At 63.5% G+C, this 25,698-nt stretch carries 20 protein-coding genes and 2 tRNA genes; 12 read left to right on the forward strand and 10 right to left on the reverse strand.

Features of this window, described 5'->3' with window-relative positions; translation table 11 throughout:
• Positions 1-2: 2 nt before the first annotated feature.
• From IPL79_17685 to IPL79_17695, 3 genes are read left to right on the forward strand one after another with little or no spacing between them, the layout of a single operon-like run.
• The gene (locus tag IPL79_17685) at positions 3-2,774 is read left to right on the forward strand and encodes a TonB-dependent receptor (protein ID MBK9072810.1); all 2,772 of its coding nucleotides are present in this window, start codon (positions 3-5) and stop codon (positions 2,772-2,774) included.
• A gap of 27 nt (positions 2,775-2,801) precedes the next feature.
• On the forward strand, positions 2,802-4,160 hold the full coding sequence (locus IPL79_17690; GenBank protein ID MBK9072811.1) for a hypothetical protein: 1,359 nt from the start codon (positions 2,802-2,804) through the stop codon (positions 4,158-4,160).
• Between the two features lie 52 nt (positions 4,161-4,212).
• Positions 4,213-5,547 carry a hypothetical protein gene (locus IPL79_17695; GenBank protein ID MBK9072812.1) on the forward strand — a complete coding sequence of 445 codons (1,335 nt, stop codon included), beginning with the start codon at positions 4,213-4,215 and terminating at the stop codon, positions 5,545-5,547.
• A 60-nt stretch (positions 5,548-5,607) separates the two neighbouring features.
• On the opposite strand, the gene IPL79_17700 is transcribed toward IPL79_17695, so the two are convergent.
• The 3 genes from IPL79_17700 to IPL79_17710 form a co-directional block, all read right to left on the reverse strand.
• Positions 5,608-6,249, reverse strand: coding sequence for a hypothetical protein (locus IPL79_17700; protein MBK9072813.1), 642 nt, complete (start codon positions 6,247-6,249; stop codon positions 5,608-5,610).
• A gap of 25 nt (positions 6,250-6,274) precedes the next feature.
• Positions 6,275-6,925 carry a hypothetical protein gene (locus tag IPL79_17705; protein MBK9072814.1) on the reverse strand — a complete coding sequence of 217 codons (651 nt, stop codon included), beginning with the start codon at positions 6,923-6,925 and terminating at the stop codon, positions 6,275-6,277.
• A 112-nt stretch (positions 6,926-7,037) separates the two neighbouring features.
• Positions 7,038-7,610 (reverse strand): hypothetical protein, encoded by a 573-nt coding sequence (locus IPL79_17710; protein ID MBK9072815.1) that lies wholly within the window; start codon positions 7,608-7,610, stop codon positions 7,038-7,040.
• Positions 7,611-7,723: 113 nt separating this feature from the next.
• On the opposite strand from IPL79_17710, the gene IPL79_17715 reads away from it, so the two are divergent.
• The gene (locus IPL79_17715) at positions 7,724-8,269 is read left to right on the forward strand and encodes a hypothetical protein (protein ID MBK9072816.1); all 546 of its coding nucleotides are present in this window, start codon (positions 7,724-7,726) and stop codon (positions 8,267-8,269) included.
• Between the two features lie 9 nt (positions 8,270-8,278).
• Here IPL79_17715 and phoU read toward each other — a convergent pair whose 3' ends face one another.
• Together phoU and IPL79_17725 are read right to left on the reverse strand one after the other, a co-directional pair.
• Entirely contained in the window at positions 8,279-8,983 is a 705-nt protein-coding gene (gene phoU, locus IPL79_17720; protein MBK9072817.1) for a phosphate signaling complex protein PhoU, read from the reverse strand.
• 67 nt (positions 8,984-9,050) lie between these two features.
• Complete coding sequence (locus IPL79_17725; GenBank protein MBK9072818.1) at positions 9,051-12,755, reverse strand: hypothetical protein; 3,705 nt, start codon at positions 12,753-12,755, stop codon at positions 9,051-9,053.
• Between the two features lie 429 nt (positions 12,756-13,184).
• On the opposite strand from IPL79_17725, the gene IPL79_17730 reads away from it, so the two are divergent.
• From IPL79_17730 to IPL79_17740, 3 genes are all read left to right on the forward strand, one after another.
• Positions 13,185-13,258 (forward strand) — tRNA-Arg (locus IPL79_17730).
• 16 nt (positions 13,259-13,274) lie between these two features.
• Positions 13,275-13,347: transfer RNA gene (locus IPL79_17735), tRNA-Lys, on the forward strand.
• Positions 13,348-13,518: 171 nt separating this feature from the next.
• Positions 13,519-14,853: a hypothetical protein gene (locus IPL79_17740; protein ID MBK9072819.1), complete on the forward strand. Its 1,335-nt coding sequence runs from the start codon at positions 13,519-13,521 to the stop codon at positions 14,851-14,853.
• Here IPL79_17740 and IPL79_17745 read toward each other — a convergent pair.
• Complete coding sequence (locus tag IPL79_17745; protein MBK9072820.1) at positions 14,850-15,923, reverse strand: beta-lactamase family protein; 1,074 nt, start codon at positions 15,921-15,923, stop codon at positions 14,850-14,852. The two genes, IPL79_17740 and IPL79_17745, sit on opposite strands and share 4 nt — an antisense overlap.
• 118 nt (positions 15,924-16,041) lie before the next feature.
• On the opposite strand from IPL79_17745, the gene IPL79_17750 reads away from it, so the two are divergent.
• Genes IPL79_17750 through IPL79_17765 form a run of 4 tightly spaced genes read left to right on the forward strand, consistent with a single transcriptional unit; the run spans position 16,042 to position 18,410 of the window.
• Positions 16,042-16,458 carry a thioesterase family protein gene (locus IPL79_17750; protein MBK9072821.1) on the forward strand — a complete coding sequence of 139 codons (417 nt, stop codon included), beginning with the start codon at positions 16,042-16,044 and terminating at the stop codon, positions 16,456-16,458.
• Between the two features lie 56 nt (positions 16,459-16,514).
• Entirely contained in the window at positions 16,515-16,916 is a 402-nt protein-coding gene (locus tag IPL79_17755; protein ID MBK9072822.1) for a nuclear transport factor 2 family protein, read from the forward strand.
• Positions 16,917-16,932: 16 nt separating this feature from the next.
• Positions 16,933-17,520 (forward strand): GNAT family N-acetyltransferase, encoded by a 588-nt coding sequence (locus IPL79_17760; protein ID MBK9072823.1) that lies wholly within the window; start codon positions 16,933-16,935, stop codon positions 17,518-17,520.
• 11 nt (positions 17,521-17,531) lie between these two features.
• Entirely contained in the window at positions 17,532-18,410 is an 879-nt protein-coding gene (locus IPL79_17765) for a carbon-nitrogen hydrolase family protein (GenBank protein MBK9072824.1), read from the forward strand.
• Positions 18,411-18,429: 19 nt separating this feature from the next.
• On the opposite strand, the gene IPL79_17770 is transcribed toward IPL79_17765, so the two are convergent.
• Positions 18,430-19,869, reverse strand: coding sequence for a hypothetical protein (locus IPL79_17770; protein MBK9072825.1), 1,440 nt, complete (start codon positions 19,867-19,869; stop codon positions 18,430-18,432).
• A 165-nt stretch (positions 19,870-20,034) separates the two neighbouring features.
• On the opposite strand from IPL79_17770, the gene hflX reads away from it, so the two are divergent.
• Positions 20,035-21,471 (forward strand): GTPase HflX, encoded by a 1,437-nt coding sequence (hflX, locus tag IPL79_17775; GenBank protein ID MBK9072826.1) that lies wholly within the window; start codon positions 20,035-20,037, stop codon positions 21,469-21,471.
• Between the two features lie 20 nt (positions 21,472-21,491).
• Here the strand turns inward: hflX and IPL79_17780 are convergent, their stop codons facing one another.
• The 3 genes from IPL79_17780 to IPL79_17790 form a co-directional block, all read right to left on the reverse strand.
• On the reverse strand, positions 21,492-22,106 hold the full coding sequence (locus tag IPL79_17780) for a hypothetical protein (protein MBK9072827.1): 615 nt from the start codon (positions 22,104-22,106) through the stop codon (positions 21,492-21,494).
• Between the two features lie 185 nt (positions 22,107-22,291).
• A complete protein-coding gene (locus tag IPL79_17785) occupies positions 22,292-23,047 on the reverse strand; it encodes a hypothetical protein (GenBank protein ID MBK9072828.1) in 756 nt (251 codons plus the stop codon).
• Positions 23,037-25,655 carry an AMP-binding protein gene (locus IPL79_17790; protein MBK9072829.1) on the reverse strand — a complete coding sequence of 873 codons (2,619 nt, stop codon included), beginning with the start codon at positions 25,653-25,655 and terminating at the stop codon, positions 23,037-23,039. Before IPL79_17790 ends, IPL79_17785 begins: the two co-directional genes overlap by 11 nt.
• Positions 25,656-25,698: the final 43 nt, after the last annotated feature.

The raw sequence follows: 25,698 nt of genomic DNA on the forward strand, positions 1-25,698 counted from the left end.
GCATGAAGCAAGGAAACGCGCGAGTGACACTTATATTGTCGCTGGTGTTGGCGATGCTGGGGGCGGCTAGCCACGCCGAAGCACAACCAGCGGCCGCCGGGGGCTTTACGGTCAAAGGACGCGTCGTCGATGTCGCGACCGACCTGCCGGTGCCCGAGGCAATCATTTCGGTGCTCGACGACTCCGGCATCTTTGTGCTCAGCGATGAGCGCGGCGAATTTGAGCTGGTGCTGCCGGCGGGCCTACATGAGATCGCGGTCAGCAGTCCGTTTCACGACGCGGTCACGCTCTCATTCGTCGCCGGCAAGAATGCGCCAACTCTCTGGGCCAAGCTAACGCCGGTTGCGGAAGTCGATACCGTCGAGATTATCGGCGAGATTGATAGGCGCAGCGAGGCCTCGCAGTTGGCGGTGCGGCGCGAGGCGACCAATATGGTGGATATTGTCAGCGCGCAAGAAATCGCGCGCACGCCGGATGCCAACGCCGGCGACGCCGTCAAGCGCGTGGTCTCGGCGACTATCCTCGATGGCAAGTACGTGGTGCTGCGGGGCCTGGAAGGGCGCTACGTCTCGACGTTGATCAATGGCGTGTCGGTGCCCAGCCCCGAGCCCGAGCGCAACGCGGTGCCACTCGACCTCTTCCCAAGCTCGCTGCTCGCCAGCCTCACCGTCGCCAAGACCTACGACCCTGCGATGAACGGCAACTTTGGCGGGGGCATGCTGACCTTGCAAACCAACGCCTATCCGTTAACTCCCGAGTTTAAGGCGTCTATCGGCACCAGCTACAATTCCATCGCCACGTGGGAATCCGCGGCCTCCCATCCGCGCGATGGCATTGCCGTCGACCTCGGCTTCTTTGGCAAGCGCGGCGTGCCGAAAGAGCTCGCGACCAATTCACCGTTGCGCCCGGCGCAAGGCGCGCAGGTAGCCGGCGCGTTTGACGATTCATGGGAGGCACAGCCTTCGACGCTGGCGCCAAATTTCTCGCTCGGGCTCACGGGCGGCACTACCTGGCGCGGCGTTGGTGGCGGCAAGCACCCAATTGGCATGCTGGCAAGCGCGAGCTTTCGCGACAATAACTCGCTCAAGGCCAGCGAGACCGCCAAGGTCGCGCTCGGCAGCGACGGCCTGCGCCGCACCGATACCATCGATACCACGCTTGCCGCCAACGAAAAAACGCTGGGTGCCTTGCTTAGCACGGGCATTCGCCTGTCGCCGCGCGATGATTTGCGCCTCTTGGCGCTTTACTCGCATGCGGGCGAGACCACGGCGTTTAGCGGCCAGGGGTACAGCGAAAGCGAGTCGAGCAACGTCGAGCTCGCGCGCCTCGGCATGATCGAGCGTTCGATGTCACTGTGGCAGCTCGCCGGCGATCATCGCCTCGGCGGCGGCAGCGCTGGCGACGACGCGGCGGCGCGGCCGTGGCATTTGGCATGGCAGGCCAGCGTGGCCACCGCGGCGCGCAATGAACACGACAGCCGCGATACGCTCTATGTGTACGATGCCATCACCGGCGAGTCGCGCTTTCAAAGCCAGCCTGGCAGCGGCCAGCGCTATTTTTCCGACCTCGCTGATCTCAACGTCGGCGGCGGCCTAGACCTCAATAAACAATGGCAAGCCTTTCAGCTCAAGGTCGGTGCCGCGGTGTCGCGCTACGGCCGCACCTATGACGGCCGCCGCTTTCGCTATCGCTTCGTCGGCGAAGACCCCACGGTGCTCACCGATAGCCCCGATACGCTGCTGATTAGTCAGCGCGTCGGCGACGAGCTGCGCCTGCAAGAGGACACGCTGCAAGAAGATGCCTACGATGCCTCGCTGCTGACGACCGCGGCCTATGCCACCGGTGAGCTGGCGGTCACCCGCAAGCTGCGGCTGCAAGGCGGCGCGCGCGTCGAGCTCGCCTCGCAGGCGCTCGGCAGCGGCTCTGATTATGCGGTCGCGGGCATCGCGACTGATACCTCGCGCCGCGACGCCGACGTGATGCCGGCGTTTAACGCCACCTATGTGCTGGGCGAGCACAGCAGCGTGCGCAGCGGCTACAGCTACACCCTGGTGCGGCCGCGCTTTCGCGAGCTGGCACCGTTCCTCTATTTTGACTATACGCGGCGGCGCTCGATCTCGGGCAACACCGAGCTGCAAAATACTCATATCCATAACGCCGACGTGCGCTGGGAGTGGTTTCCCGCCGACAGCGAGGTAATTGCGGCCTCGGGTTTTTACAAGCGTTTCGTCGACCCCATCGAACAGGTGCTTGTCAATTCAGAGGCGGATGCGACGTTTCGCAACGCCACCGGCGCCGACCTGCTCGGCCTGGAAGTTGAAGGCCGCATGTCGCTGGCGCGCATAGCCCCGGCGCTGGCTGATTTCTACGTCGGCGCCAACGCGACGTTTGGGTGGTCGCAAATCGAACTCGACGAAACCGCGGCCATTAACACCAGCCAGTCGCGCCCGCTCTACGGCCAGTCTCCCTACGCCGTAAACGCCAGCGTGCAATATCGCGGCGCCCGCGTGGGCGACATCACGCTGGCCTACAATGTCGCCGGCCGCCGCATCGTTGACGTCGGCGTTGACGGGCTGCCCGACACCTATGAAATGCCGCTTCACCGCGTAGATGCCACTTATGCGCGCAAGGTGGCGGCGCAATGGAAACTGAAGATCTCGGCCACCAACTTGCTCGGCGACACCGTCTTGTTGCAACAAGGTGACCTGGCCGTCAATCAGCAGCGCCTGGGAACGACGATAAGTGCGTCATTGGAATGGATTCCGCTTCCGTAATTTGTGCCTAGCACGAAGGAGAAACGTATGAAGAAGCTACATTTTGCATGTGCCCTTGCCCTCGTCGCCGCGTGTTCCGACACCGACGACACCACACCGCCAACCCCTCCGCCAACTGGCGAGGAAGTTGTCGTGGAGGCCGGTGACATCACGGCCGACACTACGTGGGAAGCCATCAACACCTATCGCCTCGCCGGCCAAGTCTTTGTGACGGATGGCGCCGTGCTCACCATTGAGCCAGGCACCAAGATTGTCGGCGACCTCGGCAGCGTGCTCGTCATCACCGCCGATGCGCGCATCGAGGCCGAAGGCACGGCGACCGCGCCGATCGTATTTACCAGCAGCGAGCCCGACATGCCGGCGGCTGGCGATTGGGGTGGCGTGGTGCTGCTCGGCCGCGCGCCGATCAACGTTACTGGCGGCACCAACAAGGTCGAGGGCTTCCCCGACAGCGTGGGCAGCAAGATTACCTACGGCGGCAGCAACGCCGCGCATGACTGCGGCACGCTCAAATACGTTCGCGTCGAATTCGCCGGCTTTGAGCTGGCGCCGGACAACGAGCTCAACGCGATCACGCTCGGCGCGTGCGGCACCGGGACGACCATCCAATACGTGCAGACCCACCGCGGCCTCGACGACGGCATCGAGCTGTTTGGCGGCACGGTGAACCTCAGCCACATCGTCATCACGCAGGCCGACGACGACGCGATCGACTGGGACCTCGGGTGGAATGGCACGATGCAGTTTCTCGTCATTCAACAATCGGCCGCCATTGGCGACAAGGGGATTGAAGCCGACAGCAACAAGAACAATAGCGAGGCTCTGCCGCGCAGCGCGCCAACCCTGTGGAACGTCACGATGATCGGCGGCGGCGCTGGCGGCGGCCAGGGCGGCATTCATCTTCGCCGCGGTTCGGCGCTGAAGCTGTACAACGCGATCTTCATGAACTTTGAAAACTTCGCCATCAACGTCGACGGCAGCTCGACCGCGGCCTTAGCGAACGCCGGCGACGTGACCATTGAAAACTCGTACTTCGTGCCGGTTGGCGGTGGCGAGGTGTGGCCAACCAACTTTGACCAAATCGAGGTCGACGTGAATGGCAACCCGGTGCTCACCTCGGACGATTGCGTATCGCCAAATACCAGTTGCTTTGACGAGTCAAGCTTCTTTAGCGCCGTCGAATTTAACAACGTGCTTGGCGAAGACCCGGGCCTGACCGACCCAACCGACGCCGCTACCCCTGGCTTTGGCACCAGCGCCAGCGCGCCCGTGCTCGAAGGCGGCGCTACGCCACCGGTTGGTATGGACCGCAGCGCGACCTACATCGGCGCCGTTGGCACGACCAACTGGCTGGCCGGCTGGACCGCGTATCCCGCGGGTAACTAGCCAAATGTAGCTGTTGCGGGAGGGGCTCACTTGACCGATACTGGTAGCCCTCGTGGCGGCGCAAACCTTCGCAACGGCGGCTGCCTCTTCGGAGGCGAGCGCCACCGACATCAGCGCAGAGGCGGGCTCAGAATTCAATGCCGCCGCCGAGCTGCAGTTTCTGGAACTCACCGACCAGGTTGAGGACACGCCAGAGCCCGCTGCCACGCCCGCGGGCCTTGGGGCCGGCGGGGTGGAGATGCTGAGCATTTCGCGCCGTCAAAATGTTGCAGCCGAAGTCGACAGGCTGGTTAAGAAGTATCCGCAAGATGCTTGGCAGATCTTGGCGATTGCGCGGGTGAGGTTTGGCCCTGCCGCGATCGCCACGCACGACTACGAAATGGATCCGGCCCAAGTTGCCTCGGGTAGCAAAGCCACGGCCGTCTTCCAATTGACCAAGCGGATCGCGGCGCTCAAAGCGGTCATCGCGCTTGGCGACGCCGGCATTGAAGCTGCCGCGGGCGAGGCGCCTCAAGACTGGTCGACCTTGGGTGGTATGTTTCCGGCGCAAGCCGATCCACGAACGAAGACGAGCAAGTCGGGGCTGGGCGTCATGGCCGCGGCAATTACCGAGAAGATGGACCTAGAGCATCACCTCGGTATCTTAACGCGCGGTAGGGGGCCCTACGAGGGCGCTTATACCGAAGCGCCTCTCGAGAAACCGTGGACGATGCGTCGTCGCGACGGCAACGGGCTCGATTGCACGACTTTTCTCTTGCGCGTCTTAAACGATGCCCTAGTGGCGGCCGGCAAGCCCGAGCTCTTTAACGCTGCGATGTCGGCCGTCTACCAGGCATGGCGCGACAAGACCGGCTCATCGAAAAGTGCGGTCCCCGAAATTTCTGGCGCCGACGTCCTAAAAGGCATGCAAACCGCCTTGGGATGGCAAGGATTTTTTGTGTGGGGCCAGGCATCCGATTCGATGCCGAAGACCGACGAATACGAGAAAGACGATGCTAAGCGATACAAAGACGCCCACGATGGCAGTTGGCACCGCGTTAAGCTGGTGCCGAGTTTAGAAGTCGTAAATTTTGGCGAACCGAATGGGGAAACCGGGTTGGCCGAGGATACACCAGCAATTGCCAATTTGCGAAATCTACCGTTTGCGCTGTTGGCCGAAATTAGCGACGGCGGCATCGGGGGGCACATGGGCATCCTCGTCTATGGCAAGTGGTATGAGGTTCACTGGACGGACGAGGCGTCGGAAACCAACTTGATTGAGGTGTCCGATATTATGGTTAAATCGTGGAACTACGCCGCGGCCGTCGCCCCGACCGCAGACTTGGCCGCTGCCTTTAAGCAACCAAGACTCGGCCAACCACTAGGCCCGCTAACTGTAAAAAAATAGGCAGGCAACAATGCCCGCCTTGCGCACGGTTAGCGTGCGATCCATAAGGTTAGCTAGCGATCAGCGCGCCAGGATGCGCAGCTTGGCTTTGAAGTAGTACGGGCTGGCGCCGTCTTGGCACTGCACTTGGCCGCCAAAGTACCCGCCGCCGTTGTTGTTCAACTTGCCATCAGCGCGACAAACCTTGCCGATGTGTTCGCCTTCGTTACCCTTGTACGCGTCTTCGCCCGAGAGCCCGACGACCTGAACAATGGTGCCGCTGCCGATGTAGCTAACCGTCTCGGTCCAGCCTGGATCGACCGCTGGGACTGAGCTTGGCCAACCTGAGGCGGAGCTGCCGCCGCTGCTGCCACCGCCGCGTGCGGGAAGGCTGCCGGGTGCCAGCGAGACTTGATAGAAAAAGAAGTCTTGGTCGCCACAGGTAAATGGGCCAGCCCAATAACCATCGCGCTTTTGCGTGGTGGTGTCATCGGCATAGCACTCAAGGCCGACGATGCGCGCCTGGTCAGGCAAGAACGCATCTTCTGGCCCAAGGCCAACGAGTTTAACGGCTTGGTTCTTCACCACGGTTGGGCTGAAAGAACCCCCCGAGGCGGCAACGGTGCCGCCGCCGCCGGAGGCTGGAGCCGGCTCGCGAATTACGCAAGCCGAAGCCACCATGGTTGAGCCGATGAGTAAGGTTGCTGCTGCTATCTTTTTCATTTATTTCCCCTCTGTCTCTCTTAATTTATCTAGGCACCAAAATTCTAATGCGCGCTTTATAATAGTAGAAGTCTTCGCCGTCTTGACAGTCCACGGGGCCACCAAAATAGCCGTTGCCATGATTGGTCAGCTCATTTGTGGCGCGGCAAACGCGACCGACATGGGCTGCTTCATCCGACTTGTAGGCGTCATCGGCGTGGATCGCGATGATTTGCACGAAGGTATCGCCGGGCACCTCAGTGACGGTTTCGATCCAGTTGGGGTCGACCTTGGGCGCCTGTGTCGGCCATGGCGTATCACCGCCCGATTCTATCAACACCGCCGCACCTACCGATGTCGAGGCGCTATCACGACGAGTTAGCTGCACCTTATAGAAGTAATATCCATCGGCATCGCAATTGACGCTGCCCGAATAGTAAGCGCCAGCGGCCGTACGGTGTTTGGTCAGCAAATCCGTCGCGATGCAGGCGCGGCCACGAAGCTGCTTTTCGAGCGGTTTGTAGGCGTCTTCGGGGTGAATGCCAACCACCGTTACCGGTGTGCCCGCGTCGACGGTGTCGCCGAGCGCGCTTGCGCCATTGGGCTTGGTGGGCGCGACGCGTTGGATGATGCAAGCGGGTGCCGAGGCAGCGAGCGCGGCAAAAACTAATAGCCGTGACGGCGAGAGCCAGCGCATGCGCGACATCGTACGCCAGCACGCATCGCGTCAACAACACGCGTCGCCTCGGAATTGAACGCAGCGTGTAGGAGAGGACATACATTAAGGGCGTTGACGCTCGGCGCCATGGCTAGAGCGCCACTTCCACGCCGATCAGCGCCGTTGTCGAAAAGCCGACGCGGTTCTCAGCCGGGGCAGTTAGCCACGTATACGCGGCCTCGATGCCGAGCTCGGCGCTGAGGCGAACCGAAGGCATGAGGTGCATCGCACCTCCCAGCGCAACGCCAAGGGGCAAGGCATAACCGTCAAGGTCGCTCTCGACGTGACGCTGCACTCGCAGCCCGACGCTTGGCCGCACCCAGGGCACGATCGTCGCGGGTGGCGAGAGCTCGATGCGCACCCCAAACGTTAGTTGCGTCGCGCGTCCGGTAAAGGCGCCTTGCACGCAGCGGGTCGAGGCGCAGTCGTCGCCAGCTCCGCCAAAAATGAAGCGCGCTTGACCCTCAAAGGCATGGGTGTCGGTGAGTTCATAAAGATAGCGACCCTCGATCGCGGCGCCGCCGGGGGCAAGCGAGGCGCCTGCGGCCACGCCGACGCTGGCACCAAGCCATTGCCCGGATCCGGAGTCGGCAGCGACCGGCGACGTCGCGCCGAGGGCGATGACGGCGATCGCAAGCGCGCTGACATTTAGTGAAGACTGCATGTGGCGCCACCGTAACAAAGCCCATCCTTGCAGGCGAGTTTTCGCGTGGCGGCTGCGGGCGCGGTGCGGCGCCCTTGGTTGACGCCGCCCCCGGCTACCCGTACCGTAGCGCCATGGGGTACGCGCATTTCGTGGCGCGCGGCGTAGCTGGCGTCGCGTGTATGCTCGCTGCCTTCGCGACGGCCTGTATCCGCGTGCCACCGCCAGCTGCAGGCTTCGTCGCCGCGTCCGCAGAGGACCACGTGCCCGAGCCTGGCGCGCCGGTGGTTGTTGTAGGCGTCGGGCCTGGCGACGCTGCCGACGCAGGGCCCTATCTCGGCCAGGCATGCGTGGTGGTGAGCATCGAGGCTAACCAGGAGGCGCAGGGGTTTGTGCGCGCGCTGCTGGCATGCGGGGCCGAGCAAGTGCTCTTTACCGCGGTCAAGTTGCGCGAGGTTACTAAGCTCGCGACGCAGCGTCGCTTGCCACTCGGGTTGGAGGTCAAGATTGCCGGGATTGGCGAAGGCGACGTGTATTTTGCCGATCGCGAGCGGTTTATCGGCAACCGCTGCGAGGTCGTTTCGCTGCGCCGGTCGCAGGCGCTGTACTACCAAGGCACGCTGACCTGCTTTGGCGTCCCCTATCAATTTGCCTATGTGGCCGTGGCCGCCAGCCCGTAGGCTCGCACCCTACGAAATCGGCGGCAAGCCACTAAAGCGACCCGAGCGGTGCCGGACGTCGGTACCCTCGACCTGGAAAACGACCATCTCGGCGAGGTTGGTGCCGTGATCGGCGATGCGCTCGAGGAACTTGGCGATGGCCTGCAAGTGGATGCCGCGATCGATGAAGTCACGCTCTTGCATCATGGCGGTTTGGATTTCGATCGTGATTGAACGGTACGTGTCGTCGACCGCCTGATCGCGCGCAAACACCGAGCGCGCCTTGTCGCCATCGCGGGCGACAAAGGCGTCGATCGCGTCGCGGATCATCGCTTGCCCGGCGGCGGACATTTTCTGCAGCTCGCCCGCGATCGCGGGCGCGGGCGCGGCGCCAATGGCCACCACGCGTTCGCAGATGTTGACGGCCAGATCGCCGATGCGCTCGAGGTCGGTCACCATCTTCATCGCCAGCGTGATGGTGCGCAGGTCGGAGGCCAAGGGCTGACGCTTGGCCAGGATGAGCAGACAGAGCTCATCGGTTTCGAGTTCGAGCGAATTGACGCGTAGATCCGCTTGCTGCGTGGTGCGCGCGAGGTCGAGGTCACCGGTTGCCATCGCCGTGGTCGCGTGGGCGATCATTTCCTCGACCAGCCCGGCCATGCGCAACAGCTTTTCACGGACCTCGCGGAGCTCCGCTTCATATTCGCGGTCGGTATGCTGCTTGCCGGCGATCACACCTCAAGCATACCGCGATTGCGGCCACAATCTACTCTAGGCTCACAAAAGTGACCCTGCGCGCGGACTAGTCAACCCCGCCGCCGCTGCTTGTGCGATGCACCTCGACCCATTGGTCGTTATCGGCCTGAAAGATGACGTAGCTGCCGACGATGATTTCATCGCCAAAGGAGGCGGCAGAGGCAAAGAAGCCGTAGGCGCCCGCATAAGGCTCCGCATTGCCAGCAAGGATTTCGCTGTCCCAGCCGTTGCCGATCCGTCGTGCCAGCACCAGCTCCTGCGAGGTGCTGTCCTGGTGTACGACCGCGGGGCCATCGGGGGTTATGATGAGCTGGGTGTCATTGCCGACGAAGTGCAGCTCGGGCTTGGGCAAGCCGTCCTCGGTGGTGCCGACGACGCGGTAGCCGGTATCGACGACTTCGCGCAGCCCGGTGGTTACGTTTTTGTAGAGGAGGTCGTTGCCGGAGTAGCTCTGATAGGCGACGTGGAGTTGGTCATCAGCGTCAAAGGCGGCCGAGGAATAGCGGCCGACATCGCCGGCGGTATCAACGCTGGTCGGCGCCCCAAAGCCGCTGCCGGTATCGCTGACTAGCTTGAGGTCGCCGCGCTCGCGGTCGTAGTAGAGGATGTGCGGTGCGCCCGTGCTATCGCGCACCAACGTCGACCACAGGCCCAGGCCATCAGCCAGCGGATAGGGGTCGGCTTCGGGGAAGGGTAGTGAAACCGAGTCGACGACGCTGGTGGTCCAGTCCGAGGCGCTCGCCGGGCTAGCGGTGGCGGCGGTGGCAAAGCGCAGCTCGGCGGTGACGTTGCCGTCGCCATCGGAGATTTGCGCGAGATAGGAAATCGCAGGTCGACCATTGGCAGGGTCGATGGAAATCGACGTGTACAGGCCGACATCGCTAGCGGCCGTATCAGCGCGCGGCGTGCCGGTGCCAACGTCGACGGCGTGGCTTTGCCAGCCCTCGGCCGTCTTGCGCGCAAACTTAAGCGAGTTGTTGGTGCGATCGTAGTAGGCGATCATCGGCAGGCCATCGCTGGCCAAATCGAGGCTGGCGTAACGACCGACATTTTCGCCGGGGTCGACGATGCCGCCGCGATGCTCGGCGTCTGGTACTAAGACCGGGCCATCGGGAACGCCATCGACAAATTCCCACGTGGTGCCGGCGACGCGGCCGGCGTCGGTGGTCTGAGCGACGACGAGGTCGCCGTAAGACTGATTGTAGGCGGCGATCCATACCATGCCGCCATCATCGACCTTGAGGTCCATGAACACGCCGTTGCGGCCAGCGGGGACGCCGTCTGAGCAAATACATCCATTTTCAAAGCAGATGCCGATTTCGCCGGAGGCGCAGCTGAGGTCGCCGCAATCGCTGGTGAGCTCGCAGGTGAGGCTGTCTTTGTTGCAGTCGCACGCAGGCATGGCGGCGCCGGCGGCGAGGCAGAAGGTGGTTGCCACGAGGTTGCGTTGGCTCCCTCGCTGACGACGCACCAGGCGACGGCGCAGCAAGAGCCACGCAAGCGCCATCGCCGCCATGCCAAGCGAGGCCGCGCCGGCGCCGCTTGCCGAACAGCCCATGTTGGCGTTGCCAAGCGTCGCGTCGGTGGCGCTCATATTGCCTTTTTCGTCGCGCACAAAGACGCGGACATCGCCGCGCTTGGCAAGCACCTTCAACGCTTGGGTGTCAAACGAGTTATCGTTGCTCCAAGCGGTGCGCGGTTGCGTGTCGCCTGGCGAGCCAAAGGCCCATTGCAGCGCGCTCGCGGGGCTGACGGTATCGACCGCGGGAAACCGCGTCGTGGTGCCGACGACCTCGATCTTGCGGTCAAGCAAGGTCGGTGCGAGGCCGTCGATGACGACGGGTAAGCGCATCACGCGTGAGCCCACCGAGTCATTGGTACGACGCGCGATGAGCTGCACCTCAAACTCGCCTTGCAGCGCTAGCAGCGGTTCGTTGACGACAAGTTGTGGGCCGCTGGCAAAGGGACGCCACATGCCTCGCGTGGTTGGGCCTGCGACGCGCCAGCTCCACGTCACCGCGGCGCCGTGGCTGTCCGTGGTGGGGACGTTAACTACGACTGATGGCAGGCGCGCGCTGTCTTGCGCGTCCAGGCCCGCGCGCAGCGTGTCGATGTTTGGCTCATGCGCGCGGCCAAGGCTCGGGGCTTGGTCAAATTCGACCGACAGCCCCATCACGCCCGCACCCGGCACGGTCATGCTGGCCTGGATCGCCAGGAAGTCGTCCTGCGTGGTCTGCACGCGGCTGATGCCGATGTTGCCAAGCGCGAGCCCTGCAATCTCGGGCACCACGATGTCGGGAATTGCGCCGGTAAGTTGGCCGAGCAGCGCGTTGAGGATAACCGTAAATCGCGACTCGAGGTCGGCCGCCGTCTCGCGAACGAATTCGCTGTTGATCACGCTAGCTTCAATATTGTTTGAGGTCAGGCCGACGAGCGTCGGCACCAGGGTCGGCACGCCGTCTTGCAATACGTACTCAAGGTTGACGCCAGCGGACATCGTAAGTTGGAGCGTAAACACTCGGAGATAGCGCTCATAGAGAAACGCATACATGTCCGCTTCGAGGTCTTGCAACGACAAGGTAAGGTGCGGCGAATTGGCCGTGCCCTCGCCAATCGAAAAATCAATGGCTCGTTGTGGGCGTAGCACCAGCGCGAGGGGCTCGGTTTGGGTATCGGCAATCTCGGAGACTGACGGCGCCAGCAGCGCGAGCGTGCCCATGCGAAGTTGGTCAGATAAATCGGGGCCGAGTTGCATACAGGCGCCGCCCGACGTCACCAGGTGATGACCGGCTAGATCGAGCGCGGTTTCGGAGATGCCAATTTGCACGTCCGCGCCCGCCGCGTTGGTTGAGAACGGGGTGGCCTGGGCTAGCTGCTTATTGCCGCGCGAGCTGTTGGCCAGCGCCAAGTTCGGCGCCGCCAGCGCGGGCACGCAGAGGCTGGCCTCATTGTCGTCGCCAGCGCTGCGCGTCGCGGGGTTGCGATCGGCGTTAAACGCGGTGATCATGCCGAGTGACAACCCGTTATTTTGAAACGTGGCATAGCCGCCGGGGACGAGCTTGGTTTCCAGCGCGCCGGCAATGCCGAGGTTCGGAAGCACCCCGCCCATGTCCATGCTACCGGCGAGGCCGAGGGGATCAGGGAGAATGGTTGGCAGCGCCTCGCGCACAGCGTCCTCAACGTTGTTCTCAAGCGTATTGACGAGCGAGCCCTTGAACCAGCTCACGATGTCGCTGGCGAGGCCGCAACCGGAAAGCGTGAGCGGCCCTTCAAGCGTGTTCGCGTTGTTGTCTTGGTAGACTTGAACCGTCAGATCTTGATCGTTGATACCAAGTTCGCCGTTCGCTTTGATCATGAGGCTGATATCGATGTCGGCCTTGAGGTTGTCGCCTTTGACATAGAAGTCGCAATCGAGCAACCACGAATCAAAAGAAACCTTCATGGTCGGATTGCCGAGGTCGAAGAATAATTGCGCGCGCATGCGAGTTGCCGACAGCGGCGTGATGGTGAGCGATTTCGCGTTGACCACCGCCATGCATCCCGGGTTACAAGCGCCACCAGAGTTTTGTGTACAGAAGTCGCCGAAGTTGGTGTCCATCTTGGGGATGCACATGCCGCCACCAAACTGGTCGTTGATCATCTGCTTGCCAAATTGGCCGATCTTGCCGAGGCCGCCGTTGGTGACGCGCACTTGCGCGCCGCCTTCAATGGTCTGATCCTTGGGGATGCCGCCCGCTGGCAACGGCGCCATGGTGGTACAGCCACTGCCGGTCGAATCGCAGGCCGCGAACAAGCAGGCGACAAGCCAAATGGGAGCGGCGCGACGCGCAGACCAGAGCGAAGCGGAGCGGCGCGCGGAAGCTTGGCGGGTAGAGATGGTGTTAGTCATGGCGGATCGTCCAATCAAAAGGGTGCAGCGAATTTGTCATGCCGCGGCCGAGATGCAAACCAAAAAACGCCGGCGAGATGCCGAAAAGTAGCGTAAATTCAAATGGTTGCATGGTGCATTGCGTCATGACGCGTGGCGACAGGAGGCCCCACTAAGGGGCGAATAAATTCACTTGCTGAGCTATCTCAACTGGTTGAGTCCGGGGCCCGTGATGGGGTCCACAAACACCAGGGGTGGCCCGTCGGCTTGACACCGAAAGCAAACGCAGGTAGTTGGATAGCCGTTTAGAGCGGGCCCATAGCTCAGTTGGATAGAGCACCGGACTTCGAATCCGTAGGTCGGGCGTTCGAATCGCTCTGGGCTCACTGTGGGAACCTTCTCGGGGGCATAGCTCAATTGGTAGAGCATCGGACTCTTAATCCGCTGGTTGTAGGTTCGATTCCTACTGCCCTCACAAAACTGAAACGCTGAAATCGCAAAGCCGCTCCTTACCTCGACGTACATATGCAAGTGCGCGAGCCGCGCCGCAATGGTCGTGGCTTGCTTGCGCTCGACGATGAGCGCCGCGTAAAATGACCGCGTCTTTACGAGGGGGAATAAACGAATGAAACGAGTTTCGAAAGTTATGTTGGCCTGGTGCTTTATCGGCATGGCCGTGTCCGTGGTGGCCTCGGGGTGCGGCGACAACGCCCCGCCGATTATTGAGACCGACCCGCCACCGCCACCACCTGAACCAGGTCCTTGCGACGGCGAGCTAACGCTCGAGCAGTTCGCAGATTGCTTCAATGGCGCGTACATTGACAAGATCTTCAATTGCGGCCTCGGCGACCCAGGCGCGGTAGATGAAGACAATTTAACGGGGGCTTGGCTTGGTTCGGGCTACGACGACCAATCCGTGGCGGATATTCTCGCGTCGATTGCGGCGGGACGCGTGGCGATCGACGGTGCGGCGGCGCAGGCATGCTACGCGCAAATGGCGGAGCTTGATTGCGTCTATCTGTTCGTTGGCGGAAATCAAGATGTGTTGTCGGAATGCGACAACGTGCTTGTGCCGCAAGTAGCATCAGGCGATACCTGCGGCGCCGACTTTGAGTGCGACGACGGTGACTGCTTAGGACTAAAAGATTGGTGGGACATCGGCACGGTTTGCGAGCCGACAGGGGAATGCGTCGGGGCGTCCGCCATTGGCGAGTCATGCAACGACAATTACTGCACCGATGGCAGCCACTGCGAAGACTTCGACAACAACGACAACTACACCTGCGAATCCGGCGATGCCGGTGCCGACTGCGAAAGCAATGATTCCTGCGATTCTGGCCTGTACTGCGTATTCCCGGCGCCATTGACTGGGAACCCAGTGCTGGGCACATGCACGGCCAAGGAGCTGGTCGCCGACGGCGACCCGTGTAGCGACACCACGATTTGCGACGACGGTGGGCTTTGTCTGCCCGCTGGCGATGGGGGGGCGGACATTTGCGTCAACAGCGACGAAGCGGGCGATCCATGTATCGTGACGTGCAACAACGGGCTTTCGTGCGTGACGACGTTTGTCAACCTCCAGCTTACCAGCGGCATCGGCCAGCTTGGCGAATGTACCTCTGAGATTCCCGGCGTGGGCGACGACTGCCTCGAGAACGCGAATATAGGCTATTGGGGGGCCTGCGGCTTGTTTTTGCAATGTGAAGGACAGACCAAGGGCGACCCTGGTACGTGTCGCAACATAGGCACCGTTGGTGCGCCATGTGGTGGCTTTGATTTCGCGGTGACGGGCGGTGGCGGCGAATGCACGATCGGCTTATTCTGCTCCGACGAGGTCGTTGGCGCGCCACAGCCGACGTGCATAGCCCCGCAAGCGGAAGGCTCATTTTGTACGGATTCGTACCAATGTGCCGATGGCGTGTGTAATTCCTCGGGGTTGTGCGTCACTGCCGTGGCCTGCGAACCCGAATTTAACGACTAGTCGCGCGCTGCGGGTGCGGCGATGGCAAGTGCTCGCATCATGAGCTGATACGGCAGCGAGCGTTGCGCGACCTGGTTTACCGTCGCGACCACGTAGGTGTCCCACGCCTCCGCGTAGAACATCACGGTGCCCGACGCGCCCGAGTGGCCGATCAGATCAGGGAAGCGTCGAAACGGCGAGAAGATCCACGGCGTGCGAAACAGCATGACGCCGGTGCCATAGCGCAGCGGAAAGAAGATTCGTCGCCAGGGCGCCTGGATGTCGCGGTAGATGTGTTGTGAAAACAGCGCGCCGCTGCCGAAGGCTTTAAGAAACGCCATGCTGTCAGCGAGCGTCGATACGATGCCGCCGTCGGCGCCGACCGAGGCCATCGCCAGAGGAATGTTGAGCGCGCGGTCGCCGAGCTTCATGGCGCATACGTCTTGGTAGCGGGCGATCGTGGGCGGCGCAAAGCAATAGGTGTCGCGCAGGCCGAGCGGCCGGCAGATTTCCGCTTCGACGACGTCGGCAAAGCTGGCGCCATACTGGCGCTCGATGATGGCGCCAAGTAGTTGGTAGTTGGTGTCAGAATAAAGCGCGCGGCCTGGTGTGCCCGGCATAAAATGCGGCCGCTGCAGCTCGCGCGTCCAGGTGATGACGTCAGCTAGGTTCCAGCTCATGTCGTGCGCGAGCGCACGGCCAAACGTGGTAGCGCCATCGGCCCGCCTGCCTTCAAAGTAGTCCGGCAGACCCGAGGTGTGCGCGAGCAAATCGGCCACGGTGATGCGCTCGGTGACATCGGTCTGCTTGTAGACGGCGAGACGGCGCAGATCTAGGTCGGGTAGGTAGCGCGCCATGGGGACAGCCCAGTCAACAACGCCGCGCTCGCGGAGCTTGGCCATGAGCGCCGTCACGTAGAGCTTGGTGGCGCTGGCGATAAAAAATTGCCGCGGCTCGTGGTGCGAGAAAAACTCAACGCCCTCGCGGGGCGCGCGCACCGCGAGCAGGACCTCGCCGCAGGCCGGCTTTTGCTGCATTGTCTCGACCAAGCGTTGCAAGGCGGCATGGATCGCAGGGGCTCGGCCACTCATAGGGGCCTTTGTACGACAGGCAACGAGCGGTGGGAGGTGCCATGCGACAAATTGATCCGCCTCACCCACGCTGGCCCCGGCCATTGTGCCGACGTTGCGGGCCGACTATGCTGCCGGCGTGACTAGGTTTTTTGAGCAGGTCTTTGGCGTCTATTTCGATGACCTCGATCCCTTTCATGTCTTGCACAATGCGCGCTATTTGTTGTTGTTTGAGCGCGCGCTGGGGGCGTACTGGATGGAGCAGGGCTGGGGCTCCTTTCAGGACACCTCACATCCCGAGCGCTTTCATCTGGTGGCCCGCAACGAGATCGATTACGTGCAGCCGGTGCGCGGCGTGTGCCGGGTGCGGGTGCGGGTGTGGGTCGACACGCTGGGCACTTCGTCGCTGACCTTTGGTTTTCGCATGCTGCCGATGGATGCGGATGTCGATCACGCGCGCGGCAAGCGGGTGATCGTGCATGTCGACCCCGCGACGCTCGCGGCATCGCCGTGGCCGGCCACATTTCGCGAGGCCATGAAGCCGTGGCTGGCCTAGGCGCAAAGCGTGTCGAGGCAGGTGCGCCAGGCGCAAAATCGCAGTAGCGTCTCGGCGTGCCTGAGACGCGAACGATCGTTGCGAACTACTACGACCGCTTCAACGCCGGCGATTTCGACGGGATGTTGGCGCTGCTAACCGACGACGTGGTGCACGACATTAACCAAGGCGGCCGCGAAACGGGCAAGGCCGCGTTTGCGGCATTTATGGCGCGCATGCAGGTGGCGTATCGCGAGACGCTGCGCGATGTGGTCATCATGGTCGCGGCGGATGGCGCGCGCGCGGCGGCCGAATTTGTCGTGCACGGCACCTACCTGCGAGCCGATGAGGGCATGCCGCCGGCGCGCGGCCAGGCGTATGTGTTGCCCGCCGGCGCGTTTCTCGAGCTGCGCGACGGCAAGATTGCGCGCGTGACGATGTACTACAATCTCGCGCAATGGTTGCGGCAAGTGGCATAGGGCGCAGGGCCGCGGTATGGAGCTAACCATCAAGCCCTGCACCGGCGCGGCGATCGCGCCCTATCTCGCGGACCTCGCGCGGCTGCGCATCGAGGTGTTCCGCGATTTTCCCTATCTCTACGAGGGCACCATGGCATACGAGGAAGGCTACCTTAAAGGGTATGCCGCGGCGGCCGATCACCTCGTCGTGCTCGCGCTTGACGGCGACAACGTGGTTGGTGCCAGCACCGCGATGCCGCTGCTCGCGCATGGCGATGACGTCGCGGCGCCGCTCGCTGCCGCAGGCTACGACCCGGCGACGATTTTCTATTTTGGCGAGTCGGTGTTGGCACCGGCATATCGCGGGCGCGGCGTGGGGCATGCCTTTTTCGACGAGCGCGAGCGCTTTGGCCGCGCGCGCGGGTTTTTGCGCGCCGCCTTTTGCGCCGTCGAGCGGCCGAACGACCACCCCTTGCGACCGCCCGCATATGCGCCGCTCGACGCCTTTTGGCAGCGACGCGGCTACGTGCGCCACCCCGACGTGCGCACGAGCTTTACCTGGCAGGATATCGACGAGGCGGCGCCAAGCGCCAAGCCTATGGTGTTTTGGACCAAAGCGTTGTAACGCGCGAGCCTATGCACGTCACCGTCGCCGCCTGTCAGTATCCGATCGAGCGCTTCGCCTCGTTTGCGGCGTGGCAGGCCAAGGTCGAACGCTACGTCGCGCAGGCCAAGGCGCAAGGGGCCGACCTCTTGCTATTTCCCGAGTACGCCTTCATGGAGCTCGCGACCTTGGCCTCGCCAACGTCGCTTGCCGACGAACTCGTCGCGGTCGTCGGCATAGCGGATGCGATCATCGCGCACGTGCGCGCGCTCGCGCAGGCGCACCAGCTAATCATCGTCGCCGGGACCGTGCCGCAGCGCGGCGCCGAGGGCATGGTGCGCAATCGGGCCTATGTCTGCGGCGCGCGCGGCGAGCTGGACTTTATCGAAAAGCAGCAGATGACGCGCTTTGAGCGCGAGCAATGGGACGTTGGCGGCGGCGACGCGCAGGCGGTGTTTGCCTGCGCCTGGGGCACTTTCGGCATCGCCATTTGTTACGACATCGAGTTTCCGCTCATCGCGCGACGGCTGCGCCAGGCCGGCGCCTCGCTCATCTTGGTGCCGAGCTGCACCGATGCGCTGGCAGGATATCACCGCGTGCGCATTGGCTGTCAGGCGCGCGCGCTTGAAAACCAAGGCGTCGTGGTGCAGGCGACCACAGTTGGCGCCGCACCGTGGCTGCAATCGGTCGATGAAAACGTCGGCGCGGCTGGCTTCTTTGGCCCGCCCGACGTCGGCTTCGCAAGCGATGGCGTACTGGCGCTCGGCGCGATGAACGAACCCGGCTTGCTGGTCCATCGCGTCGACTTGGCGGCCGTCGCCCACGTGCGTGAAAACGGCAACGTCCTCGTCGATCGCGACTTTGACGCGCCGGGGCACCTCGCTGGGCAGGTACGCCGCGTCGCGTGGTAAGCGCGCCGCGCGCGAGGTGCTACTTCCAGCCGCAGACAAACGGGCGCGGACTGGCGAAGGCGAAGTTGAGCGCCGGGCCATAGGTGCGGCCGTCGAACGGCTCTTCGAGCATGATGCTGACGAGCACGCATTCGCGCCCTTCTTTTTTCTTCATCAGCGCAACCGAGGGCGCGCGGCGCGCCAGCACGATGCCGAGGTCATTGCGGTGCGGCTGCCATTCGCCTGCGGTGCGAAACTCCAGGAGGTCCCATTCGGCGGCATAGTGCTTGGTGATTTTTTCGCGAATCTTGGCGAGGTCCGCCTTGCTGTGCACGCTCTCGGTCAGCTTGGAGTGCCCACGCGCGGTCAGCTCGTCGAGGCTCTTGGCGGTGGCGTTCACGGTTAGCTCGCCGGCCGCCACGGTATGGCCGACGTGCGACATGCCGTAGCAAAACACGCGCGAGGCAAATTTGACGCTGTTGGCGCCGGGCCTAAGCTGCGGCACCACGCGCGCCAGCCACGCAAAGGGCGCGGTTTTTTCGTCGGCATTGGCGTAGGTGCCGCCCGCGGTGAGCGAGCCCTTGGCGGACAATTCAAACGACGTGCGCTTCTGAAATTGTTCCTTGGTCAGCTTGGTCGTCTCGAGCTCGAATTCGGCGCCGCCATTGACCGACGCCCAGTGGCGAATCCAAAACTCCGCGATGCTTGAATCGGCATGCTCGCTGCAGTCCATGCGCAAATCGGTGTGGACGGCGTTCCATGGCGACTCCTTGAGATACACGCGCGCATGCAGCGGCGCCGCCGCCTCGACGCTGGTCACCGCGCTGCTGCCCGCCGCCTCGCCGGAGCCGATGGACGCGGCGGCAAAGGCGAGCTTGCCAGCCATTTTCTTGTGAAAGTCGTGCGGCTGGCCGTCGTCGGTTACGCGCTTGGCCATAAAGGCGGCCTCGGCGGCGGCCGCGGCGGCATCCACCGCATCGGTCTTGGCTTGCGTAACGGCGCCGTAGTGGCGTTGCTGCGCGGCCTGGGCCTTTTGCAGATGTGCGATGCGCTTTTCATATTCGCCCAGGCGCGGCCAGGCCGGCGACTTTTCTTTGAGCGCGGTGAAGGCAGCGACCAGCTTGGCCATCTCGCGTTCGACGTAGGCGACGTCGCGCCCGCTATTGCCCGCTGGGTCTTCCTTCCACGCCCAGATCGTCGCGGTGGGCTTTTCCATGCTGTAGATAGGATCTTCGACCGCCTTGATTTCTTTTTTTTCGGGCAGCTTGCTCATCTCGCCGGGCTGCGTCTTTTTGAGCTTGTCGGCATCTGCTGGCGGGCTGGGCGCATCTGCGGGCGCGGCAACCGTAACGCCCCGCGCGGCCGCGGCGTGCGGCGAACGGTCTTTTGATGGGGCGCTGCGTGGGTCGGCCCAGCTCGGCGTGACAAAAACAAGTGAGGCCAAAAGGCAGATGTGGTGGAGCAAGGATGGCGTGGTCATATGGTCGAAAATCCCCCTGAATTGTAGTGGCCAGCGCCCGCGTGGCGGCCCTGCGCCGTAGGCCGCAATGATATTGAGCTTCATGACGTGGCACACCCGCGCTTGTTCACATTTTTGTGACGGCGACGCTTCAGTATGTAGTTGGAGGTGTGGTTAGTAGGGTGGATGGCCACCGACGCTGATGCACCACTTGCCGTCTTGCTGGCCGTGCAGTTGCCGGGGGTGGACGAGGCCGAGCTGGCGTCGTCGCTCGACGAACTGCAGCGGCTGGTCACGACGCTCGGCCTGCAAACCATAGGGCGGGTGACGCAGAAGCGGCGCCAGCTCGCGGCGGGCAAGGTGGTCGGCGATGGCAAGCTCGAAGATCTGGCCACCTGGACCGGGGGCAGTGGCCGTGTCGAAGGCTTTGTCGCGCTGAAAAAACGCCGCGAGAAAGACGCGCGCGAGGCCGAGGATGAGGCCGGCGACGAAGACGAAAGCGATCAAGCCATCGAGGTCGCAGCCTCTGATGAGGTCGACGAACACGACGCGGCGGCGCCGAGCAGCCGCAAGCCTAAAGACTCGCCGTTGGCCACCGTGGTCGTGGTCGATCACGAATTAACGCCGACCCAGCAGCGCAATCTCGAGCGCGCGACCAAGGCCGAGGTGCTCGATCGCACGTCGGTGATTTTAGAGATTTTTTCGCGCCACGCCAAGTCGCGCGAGGCGCGGCTGCAAGTCGAAGTCGCCAAGCTCAAGTACTTGGCGCCGCGGCTGCGCGAGGGCGGTGGCGGCGAAGATCGCGTGCGCGGTGGAGTGGGCGGCAAGGGCGCCGGCGAGACCTCGCTCGAGCTCGATCGCCGCCGCATTCGCGATCGCATCGCCGAGGTCAAACAGGAACTCGCGCGCATCGAGGGCGGCGCCAACGTGCGGCGCCATCGCCGCCACGATGCCCTCACCATCGCGCTGGTCGGCTACACCAATGCCGGCAAGTCGTCGCTGATGCGTGCGCTCACCAGCAGCGAGATCTATGTCGCCGACAAGCTGTTTGCGACGCTGGATACCACCGTGCGCGCGCTGCATCCGCGCAGCGAGCCGCCGATCTTGGTGACCGACACGGTGGGCTTCATCAAGAAATTGCCGCACGATCTGGTGGCGTCGTTTCGCTCGACGCTGGATGAAGCCAACGAGGCCGACTTGCTCTTGCACGTCGTCGATGCCGCCGACCCCGCGATGTTGCAGCAGTTCGCCGTCACGCGCGAGGTGCTTGCCGAAATCGGCGCCGACACGCGCCCGTCGCTGCTGGTGCTCAACAAGGCCGACCAGCTGTCGCCCGAGCAACTCGCGGCGCACCGCGCGGCCTATCCTGACGCCGTGTTGATGTCGGCGCGCAGCCCGCAAGACGTGGCGCGGCTGCGCGAGCGCATCATCGAGCACTTTGCCGGGGCCTTTGCCACCGCGACCATCCTCTTGCCGTGGGCTGACTTTGGCAAGATTGCGCAGATTCGCGCGCAATGTCAGGTGCTCTCGCAGCAAGATGGCGACGCCGGCGCGCAGCTCGAGTTGCGCGGGCCCGCCGCCATGCTCGAGTCCTTGGCGCAGGCGTATCCAACGATCGGTTAGCCGCGTGTTGCGTTGCCTGCCTAGCGGTGTGCGCTCGGTTGAAAGCCCTTAACGATGACGCGCTCGGGTGCGGGGATGTTTGCGCCCGGTGGCAACATCAAGGAGGGTGCCTCGGGCAATATCAGCTTGGGCTTGTTCGCGACGTAGCCTCCCGCGTAGCCAATTAGACGGCGCATGCCAAACATGCCTGGCACGTCATTTGGCGTCGGATCGTCAGGCACGATCGCCTGCTTGAAGCCAATCGTGCGGCGGCTGCCAAAGAGCGGCAGGATTGAATCCGGGCCGCTGATAATCACGGGAGCACGCGACGCTTGCCCACGTGTGAAAAAGCCGATGCGGCGAGGCGTGCGCTGATCATTTGCCGGCGCGATTACCTCTGGCCTAAAGCCGATGCCGATGCGAGCGCCGAACCAGTTCCGTGGCGGATGGTTGCCACCGATGGTATCCGGTTTAAACCCTAGTCTTGTGCGCTGAGCTGTATTGCCCGGCGATCGTATGCTGCGCACCGGGCCATGGCCGGTACGAGGCTTGAGGTGCGGGTTGGTTGGCTTGACGCGGCGATTTGCTTGGGCGTGCGCTGAGTCGACCGCGATCACGGAGCCTGCCGGTAAGCCGGCAATCATCAGCCACGCCACGCAGGCCCCCACCATATTCCACGACCGTTTTGTGCGCATTAGGCGAAGTACTTCATGATTCGTGCCATCGCACGCTGGGGCGGTCCTAGCCCGCGCGGCGCGGCTGCAGGCGTCGCGGACCTCAAGCTGAGGCTATTCGTCCCCGGCAGCGCGGCGGTTTACCGGCTACGGTCGTTGCCAGGGGACTACGGCCGCTTGACTATGAAGACGCGGCTATTTGAAGCGGCGTCGGTAGTGATAGCCGTCGCCGCTGGTAGGCCAAGCAAGCGCAGCAGGGCCTGCGCTTCGCGATCGGTAGCTTCGAGGCATGCAGCAGGTGGCTGCATGCCGCAGTCACGCGATCCAAGTTGGTGAGTCGAGCCATCATTCATGTGCGCAAACAGTCGCGCCACCGTATCGCTGTCGCGGCGCCACGAGGCATAACGTCCAACCTTGGTGCCTATGGCGCGAACGTTGCCGACCGCCAGGATCACTGGCGCTTCGGGGACAAACGTTATCGGCGCAAGGCGCCGCAGCGTAAGGGTCCGCGCCTTGGTGTCGATGGTCGTCACCTGTCGCGGCACGCCGCGCACGAGCGCAAACCCATAGAGGGCGACCAAGGCGTAGGTGGCGAGCGTGGCGCGCGGCTGCCATTTGCTATCGCCGCGGCCCAGGAGGCGAAACGGTACGTAGACGAGCATCCCGACAAAGGTGCCGCCGATAAACGTAACCATGAAGTGGGCAAAAATTTGCAGCACGATGCCAGGCTGCGCCACGGTTAGATAGTGCGCGCTTGGCCACCACGTATAGTTGCGATACGGCGCTAGCTCATCGCCTCCGCGCCACCAAAGCGCGGTCAGGTACAGCACCCACCACGCCGCGAAGATGCCAAAGGGCGCGATGAGTCCTCGCCACCACGGCCCGGTCTGGGTTGGCCCTGCTGGCTCATCGTTAGGCTGCATCGTTCGTGCTCAATTTGGTGGCTGGTTGCGCGGGGCGGTCGACTCGGCCGCGCAGAAAGACGTCGCCATCGGCATCCATCGTAGCAAGTTCTCGTGTGGCATACCAATGGTCGCCAAAGGCAAAGACGTCGGCCAAGATGGCTTGCGGCGCGCGCGCCCCGAGCTGATCCCAGGCGCCCTCCAGCTTGGCGATCAGCAGGCCAGGCGCTCCCGCTGCCATCGCAAGCACGTGGCCGTCAGCGCCTCGCCGCACCGCGCGCTGCTCCACATCGTAGCTGGCGATGGCCACTTGCGCGCTGCCAGGCAACGGCCTGCCGACGCTGCCAATTTTTTCGCCCGAGGCATTCACCAGCACAACGCTTGCCTCAGACGCGCCATAGAATTCGACGATGCCGGCGCGAAATCTCGCCTTCATCTGCCGCCAGGTGTCGGCGTCTAGCCCGCTGCCCGCAAACAAACGAATCGGCAACGCATGCTCATCGCCGCTGCGTGGCACTTGCACGAGCCGCCGGCAAACCTCGCCGGCATAGAACACGACCGTGACGCCATAGGTGCGCGCATCGTGCAGCAATTGCAACGGCGCGTAGCCCTGTGCGAGCGCGAGGCGTGCGCCGCCAACCAGGGCGCTGCTCGCGGCGACGAGCAAGCCGCTGGGATGATGCAAGGGCAGGCAACAATAGACGGTGTCACGTCCGGTTAGCATGCATGCGGCCGCGGCCCCAAGCGCCGAAAACGCCCAACGACGATTGGTGATATGCGTGGTGCGCAGGCTACCGTCTTGATCCTGCCGCACAAAAATAAGGGCGAGCTCGCGCGCCAGGCCGGGGTTTGCGGCGGGGCCATCGGTCGGGGGAGTTGGCTGCGATACCGGCCCCTCGATTGTTGCGACCCCAAGCGTCTTGATCGGGATGACCGTCGTAAAGACTTGGGCGGCCGTCGCCGTGTGTTCTGGGTCGACCAGCGCGATCTCGGTGCGGGTTAGCGACGCGGCATCGAAGGCCGCCGTCGCCGTTAGCTCCGGAGGCATGATCGCGGCAACGGCGCCAAGCCGATTTAAGGCAACGATCGCCATTAGCAAGCTTGGGCGGGAGTCCATCCATACGGCGATGGCATCGCCGGCGCTCACCCCCCGCAACGCGAGCGCGGCCGCCACCGCATCGACGCGCGCATTTGCCTGGGCATACGAGACGGCGCGTCCCGCCCAGATGAATAAGGTTTGATCGCCGTGCGCGGCGGCACCGTCGGCAAGCGCGCGGCCAAGCGAGATCGCGGTGTCATCGCGGAGCGTGGCCAGGGCCGATAGCCGCGGCACCTGCCAGCGTGCATTTTCCAAGTGCCGTCCCAGCTCGGCCCCGGCGTCGGCGGCTTTGCCGGTAAGCGCGTCGAGCGATTGCGCAAGCACGTCGCGCCATCGCGGCGTGCTTGGCGGCGGCGAGCTGGCGGCTTGCCCTGTTGTGCTGGGGGTCGGCAGGCCTCGCGCGACGCGATGCAGCCATGGCGGTGGGGGCGTGGCGTTGCCGATCCAGCTCATCCAGGCCGCCACTTGTGGCCATGTTTGCGCTTGCGCAACGCGACCCACGACAATGCCAAAATGGCCCGCTGGCACCGCGCTTTCAAAGATCTGCGCATCGGCCGGTGCGGCGTCGACGATGGCGCGCACGGTGGGGGGACGGGCGATTTCGTCGTGCTGGCCGATGAAATACAAGACGGGGCAGGTGAGGTCGCGCAGCGATACGACATCGCCATCAAGCACCAAGCCGCCGGCAGTCAGGCGATTGCCGACGACCAATTCATCGATGAAGGCGCGCATGGCGGGGCCCGGCCACGAGATAAAGCCACCGCCGCCAAGAAAGAGCCGCCGCGCCTCGCGTCGGGCGAGGGCCTCGCGGTCGTGCAGGTTGCCGATGAACTCGACCAGCTGGCCTAGCTCCTTGCGCGCCGAAACCAATTTGAAGCCAGCCGCCGCGACGGCGCCCGGCACGCGGGTCATGCGCGAGAGTGGTGCATCCAAGATGGTGCGGATCCCAACTAGCAACTTATCGGTGATCTCCGGCGCCACCTTGGGCAGCGTCCTATGCCAGTCGACCGGGCTGCCGAAAGCGACGACCGAGGCGATGCCAGCGCCTTTGCGCCAGGCCGCGGCCTGATAGCAAAACATCCCGCCCTGTGAATAGCCCGCCAAATGCACGGGCTGCCCCGTGGCGGCATAAACATGATCAAGCGCGCGCGAGATAGCGCGGACGTGGTCGTCGAGCGTGCGGGCATTGCCGCCGGGTGCGAGCTCGGGCGCGCCAAAATCCACGACCCAGACATCGGCGCCACGGTCGAGCAGGGCACGGACCGCGCTGGTCTCGTGAGATATGTCGTAGACCTCGGCGGTGACCATAAGCGGCGGCACCAGCAAGATGGCGCCGGTAAGGGGTGGCACACGCGTCGGCCCAGGCGCGCGGTAGCGTCGCAAGGCAAACGAGGCGCCTAGATCATCGCGGTCAAAGGGCGTGCCATAAGGCTCGCTGATGCGACCCTCGCGCATAATTTCAAGCAGGTTGGCCCACGCCAGGCCGAGACGTCCTGAGACGCGCGCCGGCTCGACATTGTTTATCGACACGCCGCAAAGTATACTGGATCGTCGTCGCGGGGCTATTGCCGCG

The sequence above is a fragment of the Myxococcales bacterium genome (assembly GCA_016716835.1).
Classification (GTDB): Bacteria; Myxococcota_A; Polyangia; order Haliangiales; family Haliangiaceae; genus JADJUW01.

Coding starts and splice junctions, on each gene's coding strand:
- IPL79_17770 (MBK9072825.1), bottom strand. CDS start 19,869: ATGACCACGCCATCCTTGCTCCACCACATCTGCCTTTTGGCCTCACTT.
- IPL79_17690 (MBK9072811.1), top strand. CDS start 2,802: ATGAAGAAGCTACATTTTGCATGTGCCCTTGCCCTCGTCGCCGCGTGT.
- IPL79_17715 (MBK9072816.1), top strand. CDS start 7,724: ATGGGGTACGCGCATTTCGTGGCGCGCGGCGTAGCTGGCGTCGCGTGT.
- IPL79_17700 (MBK9072813.1), bottom strand. CDS start 6,249: ATGAAAAAGATAGCAGCAGCAACCTTACTCATCGGCTCAACCATGGTG.
- hflX (MBK9072826.1), top strand. CDS start 20,035: ATGGCCACCGACGCTGATGCACCACTTGCCGTCTTGCTGGCCGTGCAG.
- IPL79_17740 (MBK9072819.1), top strand. CDS start 13,519: ATGTTGGCCTGGTGCTTTATCGGCATGGCCGTGTCCGTGGTGGCCTCG.
- IPL79_17785 (MBK9072828.1), bottom strand. CDS start 23,047: ATGCAGCCTAACGATGAGCCAGCAGGGCCAACCCAGACCGGGCCGTGG.
- IPL79_17745 (MBK9072820.1), bottom strand. CDS start 15,923: ATGAGTGGCCGAGCCCCTGCGATCCATGCCGCCTTGCAACGCTTGGTC.
- IPL79_17685 (MBK9072810.1), top strand. CDS start 3: ATGAAGCAAGGAAACGCGCGAGTGACACTTATATTGTCGCTGGTGTTG.
- IPL79_17725 (MBK9072818.1), bottom strand. CDS start 12,755: ATGGCGCCGTTGCCAGCGGGCGGCATCCCCAAGGATCAGACCATTGAA.
- IPL79_17705 (MBK9072814.1), bottom strand. CDS start 6,925: ATGCGCTGGCTCTCGCCGTCACGGCTATTAGTTTTTGCCGCGCTCGCT.
- IPL79_17765 (MBK9072824.1), top strand. CDS start 17,532: ATGCACGTCACCGTCGCCGCCTGTCAGTATCCGATCGAGCGCTTCGCC.
- IPL79_17760 (MBK9072823.1), top strand. CDS start 16,933: ATGGAGCTAACCATCAAGCCCTGCACCGGCGCGGCGATCGCGCCCTAT.
- IPL79_17710 (MBK9072815.1), bottom strand. CDS start 7,610: ATGCAGTCTTCACTAAATGTCAGCGCGCTTGCGATCGCCGTCATCGCC.